Origin of the sequence: Sphingomonas sp., from assembly GCF_964263785.1 — a bacterium.
GTDB lineage: Bacteria > Pseudomonadota > Alphaproteobacteria > Sphingomonadales > Sphingomonadaceae > Sphingomonas.
Window position 1 is genome coordinate 15,312 of record NZ_CAXVWL010000111.1, and the last position, 19,920, is coordinate 35,231.

24 protein-coding genes are annotated in these 19,920 nt (G+C 67.0%); 16 read left to right on the forward strand and 8 right to left on the reverse strand.

Annotation, left to right across the window (positions count from 1 at the left end; genetic code table 11):
- Positions 1-111 precede the first annotated feature (111 nt).
- The gene (locus ACE5C1_RS14490; protein WP_374944778.1) at positions 112-378 is read right to left on the reverse strand and encodes a succinate dehydrogenase assembly factor 2; all 267 of its coding nucleotides are present in this window, start codon (positions 376-378) and stop codon (positions 112-114) included.
- Positions 379-452: 74 nt separating this feature from the next.
- Between ACE5C1_RS14490 and recG the strand changes: the two genes are divergently transcribed.
- Positions 453-2,504 carry an ATP-dependent DNA helicase RecG gene (gene recG, locus ACE5C1_RS14495; protein WP_374944779.1) on the forward strand — a complete coding sequence of 684 codons (2,052 nt, stop codon included), beginning with the start codon at positions 453-455 and terminating at the stop codon, positions 2,502-2,504.
- A gap of 3 nt (positions 2,505-2,507) precedes the next feature.
- Here recG and ACE5C1_RS14500 read toward each other — a convergent pair whose 3' ends face one another.
- The 4 genes from ACE5C1_RS14500 to serS all read right to left on the reverse strand — a co-directional run bounded on the left by ACE5C1_RS14500 (position 2,508) and on the right by serS (position 6,760).
- Positions 2,508-2,822, reverse strand: a complete 315-nt coding sequence (locus tag ACE5C1_RS14500; RefSeq protein WP_374944780.1) for a PilZ domain-containing protein — start codon at positions 2,820-2,822, stop codon at positions 2,508-2,510.
- A 73-nt stretch (positions 2,823-2,895) separates the two neighbouring features.
- On the reverse strand, positions 2,896-4,119 hold the full coding sequence (gene tyrS / locus ACE5C1_RS14505; protein WP_374944781.1) for a tyrosine--tRNA ligase: 1,224 nt from the start codon (positions 4,117-4,119) through the stop codon (positions 2,896-2,898).
- A gap of 10 nt (positions 4,120-4,129) precedes the next feature.
- The gene (locus ACE5C1_RS14510; protein WP_374944782.1) at positions 4,130-5,275 is read right to left on the reverse strand and encodes a peptidoglycan DD-metalloendopeptidase family protein; all 1,146 of its coding nucleotides are present in this window, start codon (positions 5,273-5,275) and stop codon (positions 4,130-4,132) included.
- Between the two features lie 129 nt (positions 5,276-5,404).
- Entirely contained in the window at positions 5,405-6,760 is a 1,356-nt protein-coding gene (gene serS / locus ACE5C1_RS14515) for a serine--tRNA ligase (protein ID WP_374944783.1), read from the reverse strand.
- 88 nt (positions 6,761-6,848) lie between these two features.
- Between serS and ACE5C1_RS14520 the strand changes: the two genes are divergently transcribed.
- The gene (locus ACE5C1_RS14520; protein WP_374944784.1) at positions 6,849-7,358 is read left to right on the forward strand and encodes a host attachment family protein; all 510 of its coding nucleotides are present in this window, start codon (positions 6,849-6,851) and stop codon (positions 7,356-7,358) included.
- An 83-nt stretch (positions 7,359-7,441) separates the two neighbouring features.
- Here ACE5C1_RS14520 and ACE5C1_RS14525 read toward each other — a convergent pair whose 3' ends face one another.
- Positions 7,442-8,344: a hypothetical protein gene (locus ACE5C1_RS14525; RefSeq protein WP_374944785.1), complete on the reverse strand. Its 903-nt coding sequence runs from the start codon at positions 8,342-8,344 to the stop codon at positions 7,442-7,444.
- Between the two features lie 404 nt (positions 8,345-8,748).
- Here ACE5C1_RS14525 and dksA point away from each other — a divergent pair, with 404 nt between their 5' ends.
- Both dksA and ACE5C1_RS14535 read left to right on the forward strand, forming a co-directional pair.
- Positions 8,749-9,240 carry an RNA polymerase-binding protein DksA gene (dksA, locus tag ACE5C1_RS14530; protein ID WP_374944786.1) on the forward strand — a complete coding sequence of 164 codons (492 nt, stop codon included), beginning with the start codon at positions 8,749-8,751 and terminating at the stop codon, positions 9,238-9,240.
- A 99-nt stretch (positions 9,241-9,339) separates the two neighbouring features.
- Positions 9,340-9,711 (forward strand): PilZ domain-containing protein, encoded by a 372-nt coding sequence (locus ACE5C1_RS14535; RefSeq protein ID WP_374944787.1) that lies wholly within the window; start codon positions 9,340-9,342, stop codon positions 9,709-9,711.
- 57 nt (positions 9,712-9,768) lie between these two features.
- Here the strand turns inward: ACE5C1_RS14535 and ACE5C1_RS14540 are convergent, their stop codons facing one another.
- Positions 9,769-9,924 carry a DUF465 domain-containing protein gene (locus ACE5C1_RS14540; RefSeq protein WP_374944788.1) on the reverse strand — a complete coding sequence of 52 codons (156 nt, stop codon included), beginning with the start codon at positions 9,922-9,924 and terminating at the stop codon, positions 9,769-9,771.
- Between the two features lie 154 nt (positions 9,925-10,078).
- On the opposite strand from ACE5C1_RS14540, the gene ACE5C1_RS14545 reads away from it, so the two are divergent.
- A complete protein-coding gene (locus ACE5C1_RS14545; RefSeq protein WP_374944789.1) occupies positions 10,079-10,303 on the forward strand; it encodes a YdcH family protein in 225 nt (74 codons plus the stop codon).
- Positions 10,304-10,403: 100 nt separating this feature from the next.
- The gene (locus tag ACE5C1_RS14550; RefSeq protein ID WP_374944790.1) at positions 10,404-10,841 is read left to right on the forward strand and encodes a DUF1465 family protein; all 438 of its coding nucleotides are present in this window, start codon (positions 10,404-10,406) and stop codon (positions 10,839-10,841) included.
- A 45-nt stretch (positions 10,842-10,886) separates the two neighbouring features.
- Here the strand turns inward: ACE5C1_RS14550 and ACE5C1_RS14555 are convergent, their stop codons facing one another.
- The gene (locus ACE5C1_RS14555) at positions 10,887-11,849 is read right to left on the reverse strand and encodes an NAD(P)H-dependent flavin oxidoreductase (RefSeq protein ID WP_374944791.1); all 963 of its coding nucleotides are present in this window, start codon (positions 11,847-11,849) and stop codon (positions 10,887-10,889) included.
- A gap of 156 nt (positions 11,850-12,005) precedes the next feature.
- Here ACE5C1_RS14555 and ndhC point away from each other — a divergent pair, with 156 nt between their 5' ends.
- The 10 genes from ndhC to nuoG are packed head-to-tail and all read left to right on the forward strand — an operon-like array spanning position 12,006 to position 19,879.
- On the forward strand, positions 12,006-12,380 hold the full coding sequence (gene ndhC, locus ACE5C1_RS14560) for an NADH-quinone oxidoreductase subunit A (protein ID WP_374944792.1): 375 nt from the start codon (positions 12,006-12,008) through the stop codon (positions 12,378-12,380).
- Positions 12,350-12,937 (forward strand): NuoB/complex I 20 kDa subunit family protein, encoded by a 588-nt coding sequence (locus tag ACE5C1_RS14565; protein ID WP_374944793.1) that lies wholly within the window; start codon positions 12,350-12,352, stop codon positions 12,935-12,937. The genes ndhC and ACE5C1_RS14565 overlap by 31 nt, the downstream gene beginning before the upstream one ends.
- The gene (locus ACE5C1_RS14570; RefSeq protein ID WP_374944794.1) at positions 12,934-13,782 is read left to right on the forward strand and encodes an NADH-quinone oxidoreductase subunit C; all 849 of its coding nucleotides are present in this window, start codon (positions 12,934-12,936) and stop codon (positions 13,780-13,782) included. The genes ACE5C1_RS14565 and ACE5C1_RS14570 overlap by 4 nt, the downstream gene beginning before the upstream one ends.
- A 17-nt stretch (positions 13,783-13,799) precedes the next feature.
- The gene (locus ACE5C1_RS14575; protein WP_374944818.1) at positions 13,800-15,014 is read left to right on the forward strand and encodes an NADH-quinone oxidoreductase subunit D; all 1,215 of its coding nucleotides are present in this window, start codon (positions 13,800-13,802) and stop codon (positions 15,012-15,014) included.
- Positions 15,011-15,244, forward strand: a complete 234-nt coding sequence (locus tag ACE5C1_RS14580) for a hypothetical protein (RefSeq protein WP_374944795.1) — start codon at positions 15,011-15,013, stop codon at positions 15,242-15,244. Before ACE5C1_RS14575 ends, ACE5C1_RS14580 begins: the two co-directional genes overlap by 4 nt.
- Complete coding sequence (locus ACE5C1_RS14585; protein WP_374944796.1) at positions 15,237-15,902, forward strand: complex I 24 kDa subunit family protein; 666 nt, start codon at positions 15,237-15,239, stop codon at positions 15,900-15,902. The genes ACE5C1_RS14580 and ACE5C1_RS14585 overlap by 8 nt, the downstream gene beginning before the upstream one ends.
- Entirely contained in the window at positions 15,902-16,171 is a 270-nt protein-coding gene (locus ACE5C1_RS14590; RefSeq protein ID WP_374944797.1) for a hypothetical protein, read from the forward strand. Before ACE5C1_RS14585 ends, ACE5C1_RS14590 begins: the two co-directional genes overlap by 1 nt.
- Positions 16,171-17,475 carry an NADH-quinone oxidoreductase subunit NuoF gene (gene nuoF, locus ACE5C1_RS14595; protein ID WP_374944798.1) on the forward strand — a complete coding sequence of 435 codons (1,305 nt, stop codon included), beginning with the start codon at positions 16,171-16,173 and terminating at the stop codon, positions 17,473-17,475. Before ACE5C1_RS14590 ends, nuoF begins: the two co-directional genes overlap by 1 nt.
- The gene (locus ACE5C1_RS14600) at positions 17,475-17,885 is read left to right on the forward strand and encodes a clan AA aspartic protease (RefSeq protein ID WP_374944799.1); all 411 of its coding nucleotides are present in this window, start codon (positions 17,475-17,477) and stop codon (positions 17,883-17,885) included. Before nuoF ends, ACE5C1_RS14600 begins: the two co-directional genes overlap by 1 nt.
- Positions 17,885-19,879 carry an NADH-quinone oxidoreductase subunit NuoG gene (gene nuoG / locus ACE5C1_RS14605; RefSeq protein WP_374944800.1) on the forward strand — a complete coding sequence of 665 codons (1,995 nt, stop codon included), beginning with the start codon at positions 17,885-17,887 and terminating at the stop codon, positions 19,877-19,879. Before ACE5C1_RS14600 ends, nuoG begins: the two co-directional genes overlap by 1 nt.
- Positions 19,880-19,920: the final 41 nt, after the last annotated feature.

The following is a 19,920-nucleotide window of genomic DNA, read 5'->3' on the forward strand; positions in this document are numbered from 1 at the left end:
GCTGGGGGTGGGTTCGGCGCGTAAGCGCCGACGTCAACGCTTGAGGCCGGCGTCGAACGCTCGCTGCGCTCGCAAACCACCCCCAGCCCTTCCCTTTCAGGGAGGGGAGCGTCAACGAGCAATAGGCACGAAATCCAGGGTTCGCATCGCGTGCATCGCCGCGCCGTCCCACTGCGGCGGGCACGGCTGCGATCCCATCGCCCAGGCCATGATATCGACGTCCTGTTCCTCCAGCAGCGCCTCGAACCAGTCGACCTGCGCCGCGTCCCAGCTGTCGCAATGCGCGTCGCAGAAGCCGCCGATCATCAAATCGGCCTCCTTGGTGCCGCGGTGCCACGCGCGGAAGCGCAGGCGTTTGAGGCGGGTCGCGTGATCCATGCGGAGCTTCCAATGACGAACGCCCCACGGACGCTGGCGGCGTGCGTGAGGTCTGATATGGCTTCCAGATAGTCATGCGCCCCGATATCCTCAATCCGTTGTTCGCCGATGTCACCGCGCTGAAAGGTGTCGGTGCGGCCCTCGCCAAGCCACTCGAGCGGCTGGGGCTGGCGCGGGTGGTCGACGTGGCGTTTCATCTGCCGACCGGGTGGATCGATCGGACGGCACGCGACGAGCTGTTCGCAAGCGATGTCGGACGGACGATCGCAATCACGCTGACTCCGGTCGATTACCGCACGAGCAGCGGGCGCGGGCCGACGCGGGTGCACGCGACCGATGCGAAGGGCAATTACGTCAGCCTCACCTATTTCGGGGGTAATTCGGGGTGGGTGAAGAAGCTGCTGCCGATCGGCGAACCGCGGCGGGTGTCGGGGCGGCTCGACCAATACGGGCAGGAATTGCAGATCGTCCACCCCGATCTGGGCGAGCCCGACGAAGAGTTCCGCGAGCGCGAGGGCGTCTACGCGCTGTCTGAAGGGTTGACCTCGCGGCGGATGGGGGCGCTCGCGGCGCAGGCGGTGGAGCGCGCGCCGGTGTTGCCGGAGTGGATCGATGCGGGGCTCAAGGCCAAGCGGGAGTGGCCCGATTGGCGCGAGGCGCTGGCGCGGGTGCATGCCGATCCCGCCGATGCGGTGGCGCGCGCTCGGCTGGGGTATGACGAAGTGTTCGCCAACCAGCTTGCGCTGACGCTCGTCCGCCAGTCGACGCGGGCGCGCAGGACGCGGGCGCTGACGGGTGACGGGCGGCTGCGCGACCTGCTCAAGCTGCCGTATTCGCTCACCGGTGCGCAGGCGCGGACGGTGCGCGAAATCGAGGGCGACCTGGCGCAGAGCGCGCCGATGCTACGGCTGCTCCAGGGCGATGTCGGATCGGGCAAGACATTGGTCGCGGCGATGGCGCTGCTGATCGCGGTCGAGGCGGGCGGGCAGGGGGCGATGCTGGCGCCGACCGAGATCCTCGCGCGCCAGCATTACGAGACGCTGCGCACGCTGCTCGCCGGGCTACCCGTCGAGGTCGCGGTGCTGACCGGGCGCGACAAGGGGCGGGTGCGCGAATCGACGCTGATGGCGCTGGCGGCGGGGGAGATCGACATCCTCGTCGGCACGCATGCGGTGTTTCAGGAGGCGGTGACGTACCGCGACCTGGCACTGGCGGTAGTCGACGAGCAGCACCGGTTCGGGGTGGCCGAGCGGATGATGCTCCAGGCTAAGGGCATCCGCCCGCCGCACCTGCTGGCGATGACCGCGACGCCGATTCCGCGCACCCTTACGCTGGCGCAATACGGCGAGATGGATGTCAGTCGTCTCGACGAGATGCCGCCGGGGCGGCAGCCGATCGAGACGCTGGTGATGTCGGAGGACAAGCTCGATGCGGTGGTCGATGCGCTCGGGCGGCATATCAGCGATTCGGGTCAGGCCTATTGGGTGTGTCCGCTGGTCGAGGAGAGCGAGAAGTCCGACCTGGCCGCCGCCGAGATGCGCGCGGAGACGCTGCGGCGGCGGTTCGGGGAGCGCGTCGGGCTGGTCCACGGGCGGATGAAGCCTGCCGAGAAGGATGCGGTGATGGCCGATTTCGCCGCCAACCGCGTCGCGGTGCTGGTCGCGACGACGGTGATCGAGGTCGGGGTCGACGTGCCGAATGCGACGCTGATCGTGATCGAGCATGCGGACCGCTTCGGGCTGGCGCAGCTTCACCAGTTGCGCGGGCGGGTCGGGCGCGGCGGCGGGCAGTCGCGGTGCCTGCTGCTGCGGGGCTCGGCGCTCAGCGAGACGTCGCGCGCGCGTCTCGCGTTGATGCGCGAGACCAACGATGGTTTCCGGATCGCCGAGGAGGACCTGCGCCTGCGCGGCGGTGGCGAGATGCTGGGGACGCGGCAGTCGGGGGAGGCGGCGTTCCGGCTGGTGCCGCCCGACCAGCTGGCCGACCTGCTGCAATGCGCGCAGGACGATGCGCGGCTGTTGGTCGATCGAGACGGTGGGCTGGAGGGACCGCGCGGGCAGGCGGCGCGAATCGCGCTGTACCTGTTCGACCGGGATACGGGGGTTCAGCTGCTGCGATCGGGGTGAACGTCAGCCGCGGGGGAGCGCCTGCAATAGCGCGTGATACTCGCCCAGTCCCAGGCGGCGTTGCAACTGGCAGCCAATCCGGCCACCCAATGCCCAACGGACTTCGGCGGCGACCCGGCCGATTAGGGGCAGCACTACGACGACGCCGTCGCCTGCGGCATAGTCTTCCTCGCAGCGCGCCATGAAGCCGCCGGGGGACACGTTCACCAGCGTCACCGGGCGCTCCACGGCGTCGGTGGTGAGCCGAGTGCGGTACAGCACGGCCTCGCGCGGCGCGCTGCGCTCGTCCGCGGCAAGCGGAGGGGCGGCGTTGGTCATCGGTCGTTCTCTCCAGGGTCCCGCCTGACGAACGACATAGGAAATCACGTCTGGATAAGGTGTTAACGCGGGCTCAGCCGGCGATCACCAATCCGTGCAGCTTCTTGCCCGACGACACGCGCACGTCGCCGCGTACCGCGATGGCATAGCTTTCGTCCGACACCTTCTCGCCGTCCACCCGCGCGCCACCGCCGGCGATCAGCCGCCGTGCCTCGCCCTTCGACTGGGCGAATCCCAGGCCGATCAGTGCATCGACGATGCCGACCTGACCGCCGGTGACCTTGAACCGCGGCAGCGATTCGCCCGCGCCGCCGTCCTCGAAGGTGCGTCTGGCGGTGTCCGCGGCCTGCTCGGCTGCGGCGGCGCCGCGACACATCGCGGTGGCTGCGTTGGCGAGGACGATCTTGGCGGCGTTGATCTCCGCGCCGCCCAGCGACTCGAGGCGCGCGATCTCGTCGAGCGGAACGTCGGTGAACAGCCGCAGGAACCGGCCGACATCGCGGTCGTCGGTGTTGCGCCAGAATTGCCAGTAATCGAAATGCGGCAGCTGATCCTCGTGCAGCCAGACCGCACCGGCCATGGTCTTGCCCATCTTGGCGCCGTCGGCGGTGGTGATGAGCGGGGTGGTCACCCCGAACACCTCGGTGCCGTCCATGCGGCGCGACAGTTCGATGCCGTTGACGATGTTCCCCCATTGATCCGATCCGCCCATCTGCAACCGGCACCCGGCGCGACGCGACAGTTCGAGGAAGTCGTAGGCCTGGAGGATCATGTAGTTGAATTCGAGGAAGCTGAGCGACTGCTCGCGGTCGAGCCGCAGCTTGACCGAATCGAACCCCAGCATCCGGTTAACCGAGAAATGCTGACCGACATCACGCAGGAACGGGATGTATTCGAGCGCGTCGAGCCACTCGGCGTTGTCCAGCATGACCGCGTCGCTGGGACCGTCTCCGAAGGTGAGGAAGCGTTCGAAGATGCGCTTGATCGAGGCGACATTGGCCCGGATGCCGTCCTCCGCCAGCAGCTTGCGCGCCTCGTCCTTAAAGCTGGGGTCGCCGATCTTGCCGGTGCCGCCGCCCATCAGGACGATCGGCTTGTGCCCGGTCTGCTGGAGGCGGCGGAGCAGCATGATCTGGACCAGGCTGCCGACATGGAGCGACGGTGCTGTCGGATCGAAGCCGATGTAGCCGGGGACGATCTGCGTGCTCGCGAGCGAATCGAGCGCGGCCGCGTCGGTCATCTGGTGGACGTAGCCGCGCGTCGTAAGGGTGCGCAGGAGATCGGACTGGTGGGTCATGGCGCAGCGCCTACGATACCCGCGGCAATTCCCGCAAGGGATCGACGGGCGCGCGGCCGCGGCGGAGCTCGAAATGGAGTTCGGGGCGGTCGGCAAAGCCGCTCTCGCCCGACAGGCCGATGGTCTCGCCGCGCCTGACGCTCTGCCCGCGACGGACGAGCAGGCGCGCGGCGTGGCCGTACACGCTGGTCCAGCCGTCGCCGTGCTTGATCATCACCAGCCCGCCGAGCGCGGGCACCCGGTCGCCGACATAGACGACGACGCCGTCGGCCGCGGCGCGGATCGGGGTTTGCAGCGGCACCGCGATCTTGATGCCGTCGCTCCGTTCGCCGCTGGCGCCCGCACCGAAGCGCTTCACGACGCGGCCGTCGACCGGCCAGGCGAATCCGCCCGCCAGCCGCGCGGGGGTGACGACCGGGGTGGTCGCGGGAAGCACCCGCCGCGCGGTGGGCGCGGGCCGAGCCGGCGCGGCGGAGGCGACCTGCGCGGGCTGTGCGCCGGTGAGGATGTCGTCGACGTCGAGGGTGAAGGCGGCGGCGCGTTCGGCGGCGCGGCTGCTGCCGGTGGCGGGGCCGGGGATGGCGAGGCGCTGGCCGACGCGCAGTTTATAGGGCTCCGCGAGCACATTGGCGGTGACGATGCGCGACCATTCGATGCCGTAGGCGCGCGCGATCGCGATGCCGGTCTGCCCTGCGCGAACGAAATGGTAACGGCCGCCGGGGATGCGCAGCCGCTGTCCGCTGCGCACCGCGAACGGCGGATCGAGTGCGTTGGCGCGCGCGATCGCATCGGTGCCTGCGCCGGTACGGTCGGCGATGCGGGTCAGCGTGTCGCCGGGTGCAACGACGTAGCTTCCCTCCGCAACGGTGCGGGCGTCGGCATCGACCGGCCGCGCTTCCCACGCGGGCGGCGGCGCGGAAAGCGCGACGACGGCGGGGCGAGTCTCGCCGCGATCCGCATAGGGGATCGGCCGGGTCGGCCCGGGATAGGAATCGTCGTCCGAGCGCGGCGGATACGCAAACCGCGGGTCACCCCGGTCGCCGGCGTAGGTGTCGCGTGGCGGTGGCCCGCGCTCGGCACGCTGCGGCGCTGCCTCGATGCTCGGGATGCAGGCGGAGAGCGCGAGCACCGCCACCGCCGGTCCGATCCGCCGCATGCCTACACTCCCTTGCCGAACGCCTCGGTCAGCATCGCCAGCCAACGCCGTGCGCCGGGCCGCCATCGTCTTGCAGCACCTGTCCCTCGACTCGCACATCGCTGGCGCCCCCGGTCCGCAGGATGTGCATCAGTGCGGCCCGAGCCGTTCGGCGCCGCCCAGGTACGCGCGCAAAGCATCGGGGACTGCGACCGAGCCGTCCTCCTGCTGGTAGTTCTCGACCACCGCGACCAAAGTCCGCCCGACCGCGAGCGCCGAGCCGTTGAGCGTATGGACGAACCGCGTCGCCTTCTCGCCCGCAGGCCGATAGCGCGCGTTCATCCGCCGGGCCTGGAAGTCGCCGCAGGTGGAGCAGCTCGAAATCTCGCGATATTGCGCCTGGCCGGGGAGCCACACCTCCAGATCGTAGGTGCGCCGCGCGGTGAAGCCCATGTCGCCCGCGCACAGCAGCATGCGGCGGTAGGGGAGGTCGAGCGCTTCCAAGATGCCCTCGGCCTGGGCGGTCATCCGCTCGTGCTCGGCGTCCGACGTGTCCGGCGTGACGATCGAGACCATCTCGACCTTGTCGAACTGGTGCTGGCGGATGAAGCCGCGGGTGTCGCGCCCGGCGGCCCCTGCTTCCGAGCGGAAGCAGGGGGTGAGCGCGGTGAAGCGCAGCGGCAGTTCGTCCTCGGAGAGGATCGATTCGCGGACGATGTTGGTCAGCGACACTTCCGCGGTCGGGATCAGCCAGCGGCCGTCGGTGGTGCGGAACAGGTCCTCGGCGAATTTTGGCAATTGCCCGGTGCCGAACACCGCCTCGTCGCGGACGAGGAGCGGCGGCTGGACAAGCTCGTAGCCGGCGTCGGCTCCGGTGAGCCGGTCGAGCATGAACTGGCCGAGCGCGCGGCTGAACCGGGCCATGGGGCCGCGCAGCAAGGTGAAGCGGGCGCCGGACATGGCCGCGCCGGTGTCGAAGTCGAGGCCGAGTGCGGGGCCGATCGCGTCGTGAGATTTCTCCGAAAACGTAAAATTCGGCAGTAGACCTCGCTTATGCACTTGGACGTTGTCTTGCTCGTTCGATCCTACGGGAACATCCTCAGCCGGTCGGTTAGGCAAGGACGCCAATACTTTACTTAGACTGCCCTCCGTTTCCGAAAGCGCTTGCTCAAACATCGCAAGCTTCTCTTTCGCTGCAGTTACTGACATGGGCAAGAACCGGAGTTTATCTTCAAGTTCTATAAGGTTTCGACTAACCACGATATGCTCTTCAACGCTATCAGCTTCTCGCTGAAGCTTGAACCAATTTTTCTGTAGGGATTTGGCCTCGCCAATCTCTTTCGACGTGTCGTTTCGCTCTTGGCGTATTTGCTCGATTTGGCTGATAGTGGTGCGGCGGAGCTCGTCCAACATAAGGATCGAACGAGATTGCGGTTCAAGCCCCCGGCGGGCGAGAGCTGCATCAAAGGCTTGCGGATCGTCGCGGATCAGACGGATGTCGTGCATGGCTTCGGGCTATGGCGGCGTGCACCGCGGCGAGCAACCCCCGCGGGAGCAGGGCGTTGGAGCTCCGACAGTCACAGGAGAATCCGTCATGCACGTCCCCCAAAACGCTTTCGTCCTGGTCGCCGACGGACGCAAGATGCTGTTCTTCCGCAACGAGGGCGACGCCGCTTATCCGAACCTGAAGGTCGAGGCGGCGGAGGAGCATCCGAACCCCAAGGACGGCGACCAGAAGACCGACGCGGCCGGGCGTTCATCGTCGACCCAGGCCGGATCGCATGCACCCGCGGGCGCATCGGGTGGCGACAACCATGCGGGCGGCGGCGGCGCGGGCTTTGCGCCCCAGCGCGGGACGATGGGCGAGACCGATTATCACCAGCAGGAGGAGGATCGCTTCGCTGCCGAGACCGCCGCGATGCTGAACAAGCGGGCGCTGGCGGGCGACTTCGAATCGCTGATCGTGGTGGCATCGCCCAAGACGCTGGGCGAGCTGCGCAAGCATTACGGCAAGGCGGTCAGCGCGCGGCTGACCGGCGAGCTGGCCAAGGACCTGACCGGGCATCCGGTGCCCGACATCGAGCGCGCGCTGCACGACGCCTGACGCCCGACGTACAAAGGGGCGACACGAAAACGGGCCCGCGCTGCGTGGCGCGGGCCCGTGTCATGCCTGCCTGGTCTTGGGAATCAGGCGACGGACTTCGTGAGGCGCCGGCGCGCGACCAGGGCGGCTGCGGCGGCCCCGAACAGCAGCATCATCGGCGGCGCGGGGACGGGGGCGGGCTGGCCGCCGCTCGATCCGGTGCTGCCGCTCGACGACCCCGAGGACGATCCGCTGCTCGACGACGAGCTGGAGGTCGACGACGATCCGCTGCTGCTGCCCGACGTGCTGCCCGACGCGCCCGACGATCCGTTCGAGCTGGAGCTGCTGCTGGAGCCGTTCGACGACCAGCCGCCCGACGAGCCCCAGCCGCCGCTCGACGACCAGCCCTGGCTGCTCGATCCGTAGCTGCTCGACCCGGTCGATCCGGTCGAGGTGCCCGGCTTGTCGGGCTTGCCCGGTTTGCCGCCGCCGTTCTGGTTCTCGTTCTGGTTCTGGTTTTCGTTCTGATTCTGATTCTGGTTCTGGTTCTGGTTCTGGTTCTGATTCTGGTTTTGGTTCTGGGAGTTCGAATTGGTGTTCGAATTGTCGATGCTGACGACACTGCCGCCGCCGCCACCCCCGCCGAAACCGCCGCCCAGCCCGCCGCCGAAGCCGAAGCCGCCGCCCAGGCCGCCGGTGCCGCCAATGACCACCGGCACGCCGCCGCCGCCGCTGACGAAGCCTTCGCTGCGGGGCAGGGGAACCGGCACCGCCTGGCTGGCGACGGTGACGACCGCTGGCGCGCATTTGGTCGTGGTCGTGGTGACGATCCGGCGGATGCGGGTCGTGCCGACCTGCGCGACCTGTCGCCGCACGACTCGCTTCACCACCGGGCGTACCGCCTGCTTGCTGTAGGCGACCCGCTTCGGGCTTTCGGCGACGTGGACCGCGCCTCCCCCGATCAGGGCACCGCCGCATGCGCACGCGCACAATTTCGCCAAGGCCATCCGCACCGACATCGCGTCACTTTCTCTTCACTGCCGCGGGTAGCGACAGGTCCGGGTCCAAGCCGCCCTCAAGGCCGCTAAACGATCAAAGTGACCAACAAAGTATTAAGTGCAACGGCATTAACCACGATACTCGCGAACGAACCGGCAAATCGGCGCGCGAGCTTTGCCGCCCGCTCCTTAACGTGCCGTTCTGGTACGGGAATGATGGATGTGCTTGCCGGGTTCGATGTTGGGCCGAACCATGCCGATGCTCTTGCCGCGGTGCAACAATCGTGCGCGAGCAAAGAAGAATCTTTCGTGCCGCATCGCTTGTCGCCAGAGGCGCGCACGACTATAGGCGCGGTCACCATCGGGGGTGAGGCCGGCGATGCAGGGGCGATGCCGGCCGTGGGGAGAGTGGCATGGCGACCGTATTCGATCGTATCGACGACACCGGCAGATTCAATCCGCATGCGGCGAACGATGCCGCAGAGGGGGCGGCAGAGGGGACGGACGAGGGCTATTGCCCAGGTGCCGACGAGCCGTTCATGAGCCTGCGCCAGCAGGCCTATTTCCGCCGCAAGCTGATCCAGTGGAAGGATGCGATCCTGCGCGAGGCGCAGGGCACGCTGTCGCAGCTTCAGGTGGATTCGCTACGCGAGGCCGACCTGAACGATCGCGCCTCGAGCGAGACCGACTGGTCGATCGAACTGCGCACCCGCGACCGCCAGCGCAAACTGGTGTCCAAGATCGAGGCGGCGCTGCGCCGAATTGACCAGGGCGAATACGGCTATTGCGACGTGACCGGCGAGCCGATCAGCCTGGCGCGGCTCGAAGCGCGGCCGATCGCGACGATGACGATCGAGGCGCAGGAGCGCCACGAGCGCCACGAGCGGGTGTCGCGCGACGATTGAGGGCGGCACGCGGTTAATCTTTTGGCGAGCCTTTGCGCCTAGCGTTCCGGTCTCAGGTTTCGCGCGCGGTGGGCGTGCGGGTGCGCACAGGGTCGGGCCATGGACAACATCAATCGGGACCGGCTGGCTCCCACCGAAGATGCCGGCGAGGCGCAATCGCGCAACCGCGACAGCTTGTTCCTGCTGGCCCGCATCCGGATCGGCGATGCCACCGCCTGGGCCGATGTGCGGGTGCGCAATCTGTCGCCGGGCGGGCTGATGGCCGAGCTCGAGCAATCGCTGGCGATCGGCTCACCGGTCGAGCTCGAGCTGCGCGGTGTCGGCCGCGTGTCGGGGCGGACGGCTTGGCAGGCGGAAGGCCGCACGGGCATAGCCTTCGACTCCACCATCGACCCGATGAAGGCGCGCAAGCCGGTCGGCACGGGTAAAGGCAGTCCGCCACCGGCCAAAGCTATCGCGCCCAGACGGTGAATCGCGCGAAAGGGCAAGAGCCGTTTGCGCAGGCGGCGGCAAACGGCCCCGCGGGTGTCAGAGGCTGGCGATCTCTTCCTTCAGCTTCAGCTTCTGCTTTTTCAGGTCGGCCAGAACCACCGGGTCCGGCATCGGGCGGTGGGTTTCGTCGGCGATCCGGCGGTCGAGACCGGCATGCTTGGTTTCCAGGGCTGCGTGGTGCGACGTCTGCATAGCGTGATCGGCTCCTGCATTCGGTTGGGGTGGCGATTGAACCACCGGCAGGGGGAAAAGTCTCTCCTGAAATCGCACGGCTGCGACGATCCGACCGGTGGCGGCGACGATTCGGTTTTGTGGGGCGGGTTTGCTAAGGGCTCGATCCGAGCAGATGGGGGACGCGCACTTGGACGGATCGGGCGACACGGCGGCCATCGCGCTGCGGCTCGACATCCTGCGCACCGAGCACCGCGACCTGGACGTCGCGATCGTGGCGCTGGCGAGCGGGACGGTGACCGACCAGCTCCAGTTCGCGCGGCTGAAGAAGCGCAAGTTGCGGCTGCGCGACGAGATCGCGATGCTGGAGGACCAGCTGATCCCCGACATCATCGCCTGACATCGCCCGGTTCCGGGACGGCGCCTGCCGATAGGCGCTGGCGAGCGGGACGGGGTTATGCCAGCGTTGCCCGATGAATGGCAGCGCTCACGAATCACGAATGCAGCGGCGGCTCGTCGACTCGCTCTATGTCGAGGCGATGGTGCTGGCCGACGAAGCGCGTGCCTATTTCGACGAAGCGGGCCGCGCCGAGCGCGAGGCACTCGACCCGCTGACCCGCGTGACGTTTTCTTGCGAATCGCTCAAGGTGACGACGCGGCTGATGCACATCATCGCCTGGCTGCTGACCCAGCGCGCGGTGTCCGCGGGCGAGCTGCGCCCGCGCGACGCGCTCGATCCGTCGCGGCGGCTGGGGGATGCGCCGGTGACCGACGCGCCGGTGCTCGCCGCGCTGCCCGCGCGCGCGCAGGCCATGATCGCCGCCAGCGCCGATCTCCACCGCCGCATCGCGAAGCTCGACCTGGCGCAGGAGCAACCCGCCGACACGCTGCCGAGCCCGGCGCGTTCGATGCAGCAACGGCTGGCGCTGGCGTTCTAGCGGGGCGGATTGAGTATTGAGGGAGTGCGACCAAATGCGTCGAACTCAGGCCGCCAAAACCCGCGCCTTCGCGCGCGCATATTCTTCCGCCATCCGGTCGACCCGCGCCGCGACCGATTCGACCGCGACCACGGCGCCGATGCCCTGGCCCGAGCCCCAGATGTCCTTCCATGCCTTGGGCTTGGCGGAATTGCCGCCGCCGAAGTCCATCGTCTTGAGGTCGCCTTCGGGGAGGTTGTCGGGGTCCATCCCCGCCTGCACGATCGAGGCGCGCAGATAGTTGCCGTGGACGCCGGTGAAGAGGTTGGAATAGACGATGTCCGCGGCCTTTCCATCGACGATGCCCTGCTTGTAGGCCGCGTCGGCGTTGGCTTCGTCGGTCGCGATGAAGGGGGAGCCGATGTAGGCGAAGTCCGCGCCTATCGCTTGGCACCCCAGCACCGCGTCGCCGGTGGCGATCGAGCCCGACAGCGCCAGCGGCCCGTCGAACCATTGCCGGATTTCCTGCACGAGCGCGAAGGGCGACAGCCGCCCGGCATGCCCGCCCGCGCCCGCGGCGACCGCGATCAGGCCGTCGGCGCCCTTTTCCACCGCCTTGCGCGCGAAGCGATCGTCGATGACGTCGTGCATCGTGATGCCGCCCCAGGCGTGGACCGCGGTGTTCAGATCCTCGCGCGCGCCGAGCGAGGTGATGACGATCGGCACCTGCCACTTGGCGCAGACCGCAAGGTCGTGATCGAGCCGGTCGTTCGACTTGTGGACGATCTGGTTGACCGCGAACGGCGCCGCGAGGGCATCGGGATGCGCGCGGTTGTGCGCGGCCAATTCCTCGGTGATCCGGTGCAGCCATTCGTCGAGCAGCGCCGCGGGCCGTGCGTTGAGCGCGGGGAAGGACCCGACGATCCCCGCCTTGCACTGGGCGATCACCAGTTCCGGCCCGGAGATGATGAACAGCGGCGATCCGATAACGGGAAGCCGCAGCTTTGCGAGGATGGCAGGGACGGTCATGTGGGTTTCTTAGCGCAACCGACCTTGCTGTCCAGCGAGGTGTTTTCGCCTGATGCGGCGGCGTGTTGCGAACGATTCTCACGTCCCCGCGCCCTTGCCCGTGCCCGCACCCAAGCCTAAAGCGGCCCCCATCCGTTCGCATCTGCGAGAAGCCTGTTGGTCGACCTGTCGCAATATCTGCCGATCCTGCTGTTCCTGGGCGTGGCGCTGCTGCTGTCGAGCGCGTTCGTGTTCCTGCCGATGGCGGTCGCGCGGCTGACCGGCGCGCACAAGCCGACCGCGGAGAAGCTGAGCGAGTACGAATGCGGCTTTCCCGCGTTCGAGGATCCGCGCAGCCAGTTCGACGTGCGCTTCTATCTTGTCGCGATCCTGTTCATCGTCTTCGATCTGGAAGCGGCGTTCCTATATCCTTGGGCGGTCAGCGTTTTCTCGCTCGGCTGGACCGCCTGGATCAGTATGATGATCTTCATCGGCGAGCTCGCGCTCGGCCTGGTATACGCATGGAAGAAGGGAGCGTTGGATTGGGAGTAGACCTTCACTCCGGTCCGGTCGAGCTCGATCGTTCGGCGGCGGCGACGTCGCTGGTGCCGCCCGATCAGGGGGTCTTCGACAGCCTGAACGGCGAGCTGACCGACAAGGGCTTTCTGGTCACCTCGACCGAGGATTTGTTCACCTGGGCGCGGACGGGCTCGCTGTGGTGGATGACGTTCGGGCTCGCGTGCTGCGCGGTGGAGATGATCCACGTCAACATGCCGCGTTACGATCTGGAGCGCTTCGGCGCGACGCCACGTGCTTCGCCGCGGCAGTCGGACGTGATGATCGTCGCGGGGACCTTGTGCAACAAGATGGCCCCGGCGCTGCGGCGGGTCTACGACCAGATGTCCGAGCCCAAATACGTGATCTCGATGGGGTCGTGCGCCAACGGCGGCGGCTATTATCATTACAGCTATTCGGTGGTGCGCGGGTGCGACCGGATCGTGCCGGTCGACATCTACGTCCCCGGCTGCCCGCCGACCGCCGAGGCTCTGCTGTACGGGATCATGCAGCTGCAGCGGAAGATCCGGCGCTCCGGGAGCATCGAGCGATGAGGGCACCCGCGCCCGCATATGCCGCGGACCTGAACGGCGAGACGATCGAGGTCGCGCGAGCGACGCTCGGAGGTGCGCTGGTCGAGGCTTTCGACCTGGTGGGCGAGGTCTCGTTCCATGTCGAACGCAATGCGATCATCGACGTACTCCGGGCGCTCCGCGATACGCCGGGCCTCGAATACCAGCAGCTGATGGAGATCGCGGGCGTCGACTATCCCGATCGCGGCGCCGAGCGGTTCGAGGTGGTCTATTGCCTCCTGTCGCTGACCCGCAACCACCGGGTCCGCGTCCATGTGCAGACCGACGATGTCCAGCCGGTGCCGTCGGTCACGGGGCTGTGGCCGGTCGCGGGGTGGCTGGAGCGCGAGGTGTACGACATGTACGGCGTGCTGTTCAGCGGCAACGCCGACCTTCGCCGCATCCTGACCGATTACGGCTTTCGCGGGCATCCGCAGCGCAAGGACTTCCCCCTCTCGGGCTTCGTCGAGCTGCGCTATTCCGAGGAGGAGAAGCGGGTCGTCTATCAGCCGGTGCAGTTGGCGCAGGATTTCCGGGTGTTCGACTTCACGTCGCCGTGGGAGGGCGCGGCATATTTGCTGCCGGGCGACGAGAAGGCGGGGATGCCGCAGGAGAAGGGCGCCCAAACGCCGCTGAGCGCGGACGCGATCGTCAAGGTCGATGCGGCGAAGTCGCCAGCGGCTCCGGCCAGGGCGCCGAGCCAGCCGTACGGCAAGACTGCCGAGGGCACGGGTGAGACCGGCGCGGGCAAGAGCGGCCCCGACGGTGGACCCAAGCCCGCCGATCCCGATGTCGTGCCAAGCAAAGGCGGAGGGCAGAACCAGTGACCGATTATGTCGATCAGGTGCTGGAACGCACCGACGCCGAAGACCCCACCGAGGGCGACGTCACCATCCAGAACTACACGATCAACTTCGGGCCTCAGCACCCCGCCGCGCACGGCGTGCTGCGGCTCGTCATGGAGCTCGACGGCGAGATCGTCGAGCGGGTCGATCCGCACGTCGGGCTGCTCCACCGCGGCACCGAGAAGCTGATCGAGCACAAGACGTACATGCAGGCGCTGCCGTATTTCGACCGGCTCGATTACTGCTCGCCCTTGTGCATGGAGCATAGCTTCGTGCTGGCGATCGAGAAGCTGCTCGACATCGAAGTGCCGATCCGCGCGCAATACCTCCGGGTGTTCTTCGCCGAGCTGACGCGTATCTCGAACCACATGCTGAACCTCGGCAGCCACGTCATGGACGTCGGCGCGATGACGCCGAACCTGTGGCTGTTCGAGATCCGCGAGGATTGCTACGGCTTCTTCGAGCGCATGTCGGGTGCGCGGATGCACCACAATTACTTCCGCCCGGGCGGGGTGCATCAGGATGTGCCGCTGAAGCTGCTGACCGACATCGCCGACTGGCTCGACACGCGGCTGCCGCGGCTGTTCGAGGATGCGATCAGCCTCGTTGCGGACAACCGCATTTTCAAGCAGCGCAACGTCGACATCGCGACGGTCAGCCGCGACGACGCGATCGCCTGGGGCTTCTCCGGGCCGATGATCCGCGCGGCGGGCATCCCTTGGGACTTGCGCAAGTCGCAGCCGTACGACGTCTACGCCAAGATGGACTTCGACGTGCCGGTGGGGACGCGCGGCGATTGCTACGACCGGTTCATGGTGCGGGTCGAGGAGGTGCGTCAGTCGGCGCGGATCATGAAGCAGTGCCTGCGCGACATGCCCGAGGGACCGATCGCGTCGCTCGACCGAAAGGTGGTGCCGCCCAAACGCGCCGAGATGAAGCAGTCGATGGAGGCGCTGATCCATCACTTCAAACTCTATACCGAGGGCTTCCACGTCCCCGCGGGCGACGTCTATGTCGCGACCGAAAGCCCCAAGGGCGAGTTCGGCGTGTATCTGGTCGCGGATGGCAGCAACAAGCCTTACCGCTGCAAGATCAGGCCGACCGCGTTCAGTCATCTGCAGGCGTTCGACTTCATGGCGAAGGGGCATATGCTGGCGGATACGACGGCTATTCTGGGCGCGATGGATATCGTGTTCGGGGAGTGTGACCGGTGAGCTATCGGGGCGGTTACGCATCATCAGGCGCGAAGGTGATTGTGCTGCTCGTTTGCGCGGTTTTGATGGTTGGGTTTCTCAGCGGCGTTCTCGGGAGCAGCTTCGGCATTTTCGCTGGCATTCTCAGCTTCTGGGCGCTGGGCGCGATCGCGTTAGCCGGGCTCGTCGGGTATGCGGTGATCCTCTTATTGCGGCGGGTCGGCCAGGATCAGGAAGCTCATCGTGGCTGACGCAGTTCACATCCCCGACGAGGCCGAGACGCGCGCGCGCTGGGGTGGCTTTCACTGGTCCGACGAGAACCAGCGCAAGGCGAACGAGATCCTGTCGCGCTATCCCAAGGGGCGCGAGCAGTCGGCGTCGATCCCGTTCCTCGACCTCGCCCAGCGGCAGGTCGGTGCGGAGACGAACACGCAAGGCTGGCTGCCGGTGCCCGTCATCGAGTTCGTCGCGCGCGCGATCGGCGTGCCGTACATGCGCGTGTACGAGGTCGCGACCTTCTACACGATGTTCAACCTGGCGCCGGTCGGGCGCTTTCACGTCCAGGTATGCGGGACGACGCCGTGCCTGCTGCGCGGCTCCGACGACGTGCTGGCGGCGTGCAAGAACCGCGGGCTGGTGAAGGGCGGGACGACCCCCGACGGCGTGTTCACGCTGAGCGAGGTCGAGTGCCTGGGCGCCTGCGCCAACGCGCCGATGGTCCAGATCAACGACGACAATTACGAGGACCTCGACTACGATCGCATGCTTGGCGTTCTGGACGCGCTGGCGAATGGCGAGCGGCCCGAGCCGGGATCGACGATCGGACGACGGGCGAGCTGCCCAGAAGGCGGGCCGACGTCGCTCAAAGAGATGGTCGACGCCAACCACGATTACCGGGGGGAGTGGTGATGGCTGACGAAAACGAGTTCATCGTCGGGCTTCTCAAGACGATCCAGAGCAACATTGCCGAACTTGGTCGACGTATGGATCGGATGGATGCTCGCTTAACGGCGATCGAAGACCGTATGGAGCGCATCGAGAAGCGGCAAACCGCCATGCAGCACTTTCACCAGCATGTGCTTATCGAATTGACCGGTGTAAACGAACGGCTCGACAACATGACCGCGCAGTTGCTCAGCTTCGACCGACGCATAAGCACACTCGAGGCGCGCGCCTGATGCTCAGCGACAAGGACCGCATCTTCACCAATGTCTACGGATTTCAGTCGTGGAATCTGGACGCGGCGCGTGCGCGAGGAGACTGGGACGACACCAGGGCTCTGATGCTGCGCGGGCAGGACGCGATCATCGACGTCGTCAAGGCGAGCGGCCTGCGCGGGCGCGGCGGGGCGGGGTTTCCGACCGGCACCAAATGGTCGTTCATGCCCAAGGAACCCAAGCCCGACCGGCCGAACTTCCTGGTCATCAACGCCGACGAGTCCGAGCCCGGCAGCTGCAAGGACCGGGAGATCATCCGCCACGATCCGCACAAGCTGATCGAAGGCGCGCTGGTCGCGGGCTTCGCGATGCGCGCGCGGGCGGCCTACATCTACATCCGCGGCGAATATATCCGCGAGGCGGAGGTGCTCTTTGCCGCGGTCGCCGAGGCGTATGACGCGGGGCTGATCGGCAAGAACGCCTGCGGTTCGGGCTACGACTTCGACGTGTTCGTCCACCGCGGCGCGGGCGCGTACATCTGCGGCGAAGAGACCGCGATGCTGGAATCGCTGGAGGGCAAGAAGGGCCAGCCGCGCCTCAAGCCGCCGTTTCCGGCGGGGGCGGGACTGTACGGCTGCCCGACGACGGTCAACAACGTCGAATCGATCGCGGTCGCGCCGACGATCCTGCGGCGTGGGGCGGAGTGGTTCGCGAGCTTCGGCGCGGAGAACAATCGCGGCACCAAGCTCTTCCAGATCAGCGGGCACGTGAACAAGCCGTGCGTGGTCGAGGAGGCGATGAGCATCCCGTTCCGCCAGCTGATCGAGGAACATTGCGGCGGCATTCGCGGTGGCTGGGACAATCTGCTCGCGGTGATCCCGGGCGGGTCGTCGGTGCCGCTAGTTCCCGCGGCCGAGATCATGGACGTGCCGATGGACTTCGACGGGCTGAAGGCGGTCGGCTCGGGTCTCGGCACCGCGGCGGTGATCGTGATGGACAAGTCCACCGACATCGTCCGCGCGATCAGCCGGATCAGCTATTTCTACAAGCACGAGAGCTGCGGCCAGTGCACGCCCTGCCGCGAGGGGACTGGCTGGATGTGGCGCGTCATGGAACGGATGCGCACCGGCGACGCCGAGATCGGCGAAATCGACATGCTCCAGCAGGTGACCAAGCAGGTCGAGGGCCACTCGATCTGCGCGCTTGGCGATGCCGCGGCGTGGCCAATTCAGGGGCTGATCAAGCATTTCCGCCCGGAGATGGAGCGGCGGATCGTCGAGCGTAGCGGCGGCGATCTGGCGCCGATGCAGGAGGCGGCGGAATAATGGGCTTGATCTTTCAACATATCCGCTTGGCAAATGCCGCGCGTGGCGACCTCGAAGAGCTGGATGCAAACGCCTTGGTCGACTCTGGCGCGGCCGACCTCTGCATTCCCGAGCTCGTCGCAAAGCAGCTGCGCTTGGAGAAGGTCGAAGAGCGGATGATCACGGTAGCGGACGGACGCCAGATCGTGGTTGATTATGTCGGGCCGGTGCGCGTGGAAGTTTTCGGCCGCACGGCGTTCACCGGCGCGATGGTGACGGGAAATCAGGTGTTGCTCGGTGCTATTCCAATGGAAGGCATGGACGTGCTCATTGATCCACGACGACAGCAGCTAATCCCAAATCCCGTTCATCCGAACATACCGGGCGCGATGGCGGTTGGCGTGCGGCCCGCCCGCAAGGACGAAGAGTAATGCCCAAGCTCAAAGTCGACGGCATCGAGGTCGAGGTGCCGCAGGGTGCCACCGTGCTCCAGGCGTGCGAGATCGCGGGGAAGGAAATCCCGCGGTTCTGCTATCACGAGCGGCTCAGCATTGCGGGCAATTGCCGGATGTGCCTGGTCGAGGTGAAGCCCGGGCCGCCCAAGCCGCAGGCGTCGTGCGCGCTACCCGCAGCGCACAATCAGGAGGTGTTCACCACCACGCCGATGGTCAAGCATGCGCGCGAGGGGATGATGGAGTTCCTGCTCATCAACCACCCGCTCGACTGCCCGATTTGCGACCAGGGCGGCGAGTGCGACCTGCAGGATCAGTCGATCGCTTATGGTCGCGGCCGCTCGCGCTACGACGAGCCCAAGCGCGCGGTGACCGAGAAGTACATGGGGCCGATCGTCAAGACGATCATGACCCGCTGCATCCAATGCACCCGCTGCATCCGCTTCGCCGAGGAGGTGTCGGGCGTCGAGGAGATCGGCGCGATCTTCCGCGGCGAGAACATGCAGATCACGTCGTATCTGGAAAAGGCGGTGACCAGCGAACTGAGCGGCAACGTCGTCGACCTCTGCCCGGTCGGCGCACTGACATCGAAGCCATACGCGTTCGAGGCTCGGCCTTGGGAGCTGAAAAAGACGCTGACGATCGACGTCATGGATGCGGTCGGCACCAACATTCGGCTCGACAGTCGCGGGCGGCAGGTGCTGCGTTGCGTGCCGCGGATCAACGAGGACGTGAACGAGGTGTGGGCGACCGACAAGCCGCGCCACGCGATCGACGGGCTGGTGCGGCGGCGACTCGACAGGCCGTACATCCGGCGTGGCGGCAAGCTGGTCGCGGCAACCTGGGACGAGGCTTTTGCGGCCATTGCCGCGGTAGACGCGGGCGACAGCGTCGCGGTGGTCGCGGGCGATCTGGTCGACTGCGAGACGATGTACGCGGCCAAGGTGCTGGCGCGATCGATGGGGTCTTCGTTGTTGGAGGGCCGCCAGACCGGGATGGACTACGACACGTCGAGCCTCGCTGCGGTGAATTTCAACACCACCATCGCCGGCGTCGAGCACGCGGACGCGATCCTGCTGGTCGGCACCAATCTGCGCTGGGAAGCGCCGCTGGTGAACACGCGGGTGCGCAAGGCGATCAAGAAGGGTGCGAAGGTTTTCGCGATCGGCGCGGAGACCGACCTGACCTACAAGGTCGATTGGCTCGGCGGCGATCTGTCGCTGATGGGCTCGCTGCCTGACCACGTGAGCGAGGCGTTCGGCAAGGCCGAGCGGCCGGCGGTGATCGTCGGCGGCGGGGCGCTGAAGGGCGGCCACGGCGCTTCGCTCAAGCTGGCGAGCACGCTCAACCTCGTGCGTGATGGCTGGAACGGCTATAATGTGCTGCACATGGCGGCGGCGCGAACGGGCGGGCTGATGCTCGGCTACGCGCAGAAGGGCGGCATTGCGGACGTGACGGGGGCGAAGCTGACCTTCTTCCTTGGCGCGGACGAGGCGGATTATACGCGCTTCGCCGGGTTCAAGGTCTATGTCGGCCACCACGGCGACTTCGGTGCGAGCCATGCCGATGTGGTGCTGCCCGGAGCGGCCTATTCCGAGAAGTCGGGAACTTGGGTCAATCTGGAGGGCCGGGTCCAGCGCGGCGAGCGCGCGGTGTTCCCGCCGGGTGACGCGCGCGAGGATTGGACGATCTTTCGCGCGTTGTCGGAGGTACTGGGCCAAACCTTGCCGTTCGACAGTCTCGCGGGGCTGCGCGAGGCGATGTATGGTGAGGTTCCCGCGTTGCGCCACGAGGGGCTGGTCAGCTTCGACTGGAACCCTCCCTCACTCGATGCGACCGCGAGCGGCACGATCGAGGGCTATCCGATCAAGGACTTCTATCTCACCAACGCGATCTGCCGCGCATCGCCGACGATGCAGCGATGTTCGGCGGAATTGGTCCACGGCGAAGATTTCGCGGAGGCGGCGGAGTGAACCATCCATTCGTCGCCCCAGCGCAGGCTGGGGTCTCGTGC

Excerpts from the sequence above, each read along its gene's own strand:
- ACE5C1_RS14555 (WP_374944791.1), bottom strand. The coding sequence starts at position 11,849 with ATGACCGTCCCTGCCATCCTCGCAAAGCTGCGGCTTCCCGTTATCGGA.
- ACE5C1_RS14525 (WP_374944785.1), bottom strand. The coding sequence starts at position 8,344 with ATGGCCTTGGCGAAATTGTGCGCGTGCGCATGCGGCGGTGCCCTGATC.
- ACE5C1_RS14550 (WP_374944790.1), top strand. The coding sequence starts at position 10,404 with ATGCAGCGGCGGCTCGTCGACTCGCTCTATGTCGAGGCGATGGTGCTG.
- ACE5C1_RS14600 (WP_374944799.1), top strand. The coding sequence starts at position 17,475 with ATGGGCTTGATCTTTCAACATATCCGCTTGGCAAATGCCGCGCGTGGC.
- ACE5C1_RS14510 (WP_374944782.1), bottom strand. The coding sequence starts at position 5,275 with ATGCGGCGGATCGGACCGGCGGTGGCGGTGCTCGCGCTCTCCGCCTGC.
- recG (WP_374944779.1), top strand. The coding sequence starts at position 453 with ATGCGCCCCGATATCCTCAATCCGTTGTTCGCCGATGTCACCGCGCTG.
- nuoG (WP_374944800.1), top strand. The coding sequence starts at position 17,885 with ATGCCCAAGCTCAAAGTCGACGGCATCGAGGTCGAGGTGCCGCAGGGT.
- ACE5C1_RS14520 (WP_374944784.1), top strand. The coding sequence starts at position 6,849 with ATGCACGTCCCCCAAAACGCTTTCGTCCTGGTCGCCGACGGACGCAAG.
- dksA (WP_374944786.1), top strand. The coding sequence starts at position 8,749 with ATGGCGACCGTATTCGATCGTATCGACGACACCGGCAGATTCAATCCG.
- ACE5C1_RS14490 (WP_374944778.1), bottom strand. The coding sequence starts at position 378 with ATGGATCACGCGACCCGCCTCAAACGCCTGCGCTTCCGCGCGTGGCAC.
- nuoF (WP_374944798.1), top strand. The coding sequence starts at position 16,171 with ATGCTCAGCGACAAGGACCGCATCTTCACCAATGTCTACGGATTTCAG.
- ACE5C1_RS14540 (WP_374944788.1), bottom strand. The coding sequence starts at position 9,924 with ATGCAGACGTCGCACCACGCAGCCCTGGAAACCAAGCATGCCGGTCTC.
- ACE5C1_RS14545 (WP_374944789.1), top strand. The coding sequence starts at position 10,079 with ATGGGGGACGCGCACTTGGACGGATCGGGCGACACGGCGGCCATCGCG.
- ACE5C1_RS14535 (WP_374944787.1), top strand. The coding sequence starts at position 9,340 with ATGGACAACATCAATCGGGACCGGCTGGCTCCCACCGAAGATGCCGGC.
- ACE5C1_RS14570 (WP_374944794.1), top strand. The coding sequence starts at position 12,934 with ATGAGGGCACCCGCGCCCGCATATGCCGCGGACCTGAACGGCGAGACG.
- ACE5C1_RS14500 (WP_374944780.1), bottom strand. The coding sequence starts at position 2,822 with ATGACCAACGCCGCCCCTCCGCTTGCCGCGGACGAGCGCAGCGCGCCG.
- tyrS (WP_374944781.1), bottom strand. The coding sequence starts at position 4,119 with ATGACCCACCAGTCCGATCTCCTGCGCACCCTTACGACGCGCGGCTAC.
- ACE5C1_RS14590 (WP_374944797.1), top strand. The coding sequence starts at position 15,902 with ATGGCTGACGAAAACGAGTTCATCGTCGGGCTTCTCAAGACGATCCAG.
- serS (WP_374944783.1), bottom strand. The coding sequence starts at position 6,760 with ATGCACGACATCCGTCTGATCCGCGACGATCCGCAAGCCTTTGATGCA.
- ACE5C1_RS14565 (WP_374944793.1), top strand. The coding sequence starts at position 12,350 with ATGGAAGAAGGGAGCGTTGGATTGGGAGTAGACCTTCACTCCGGTCCG.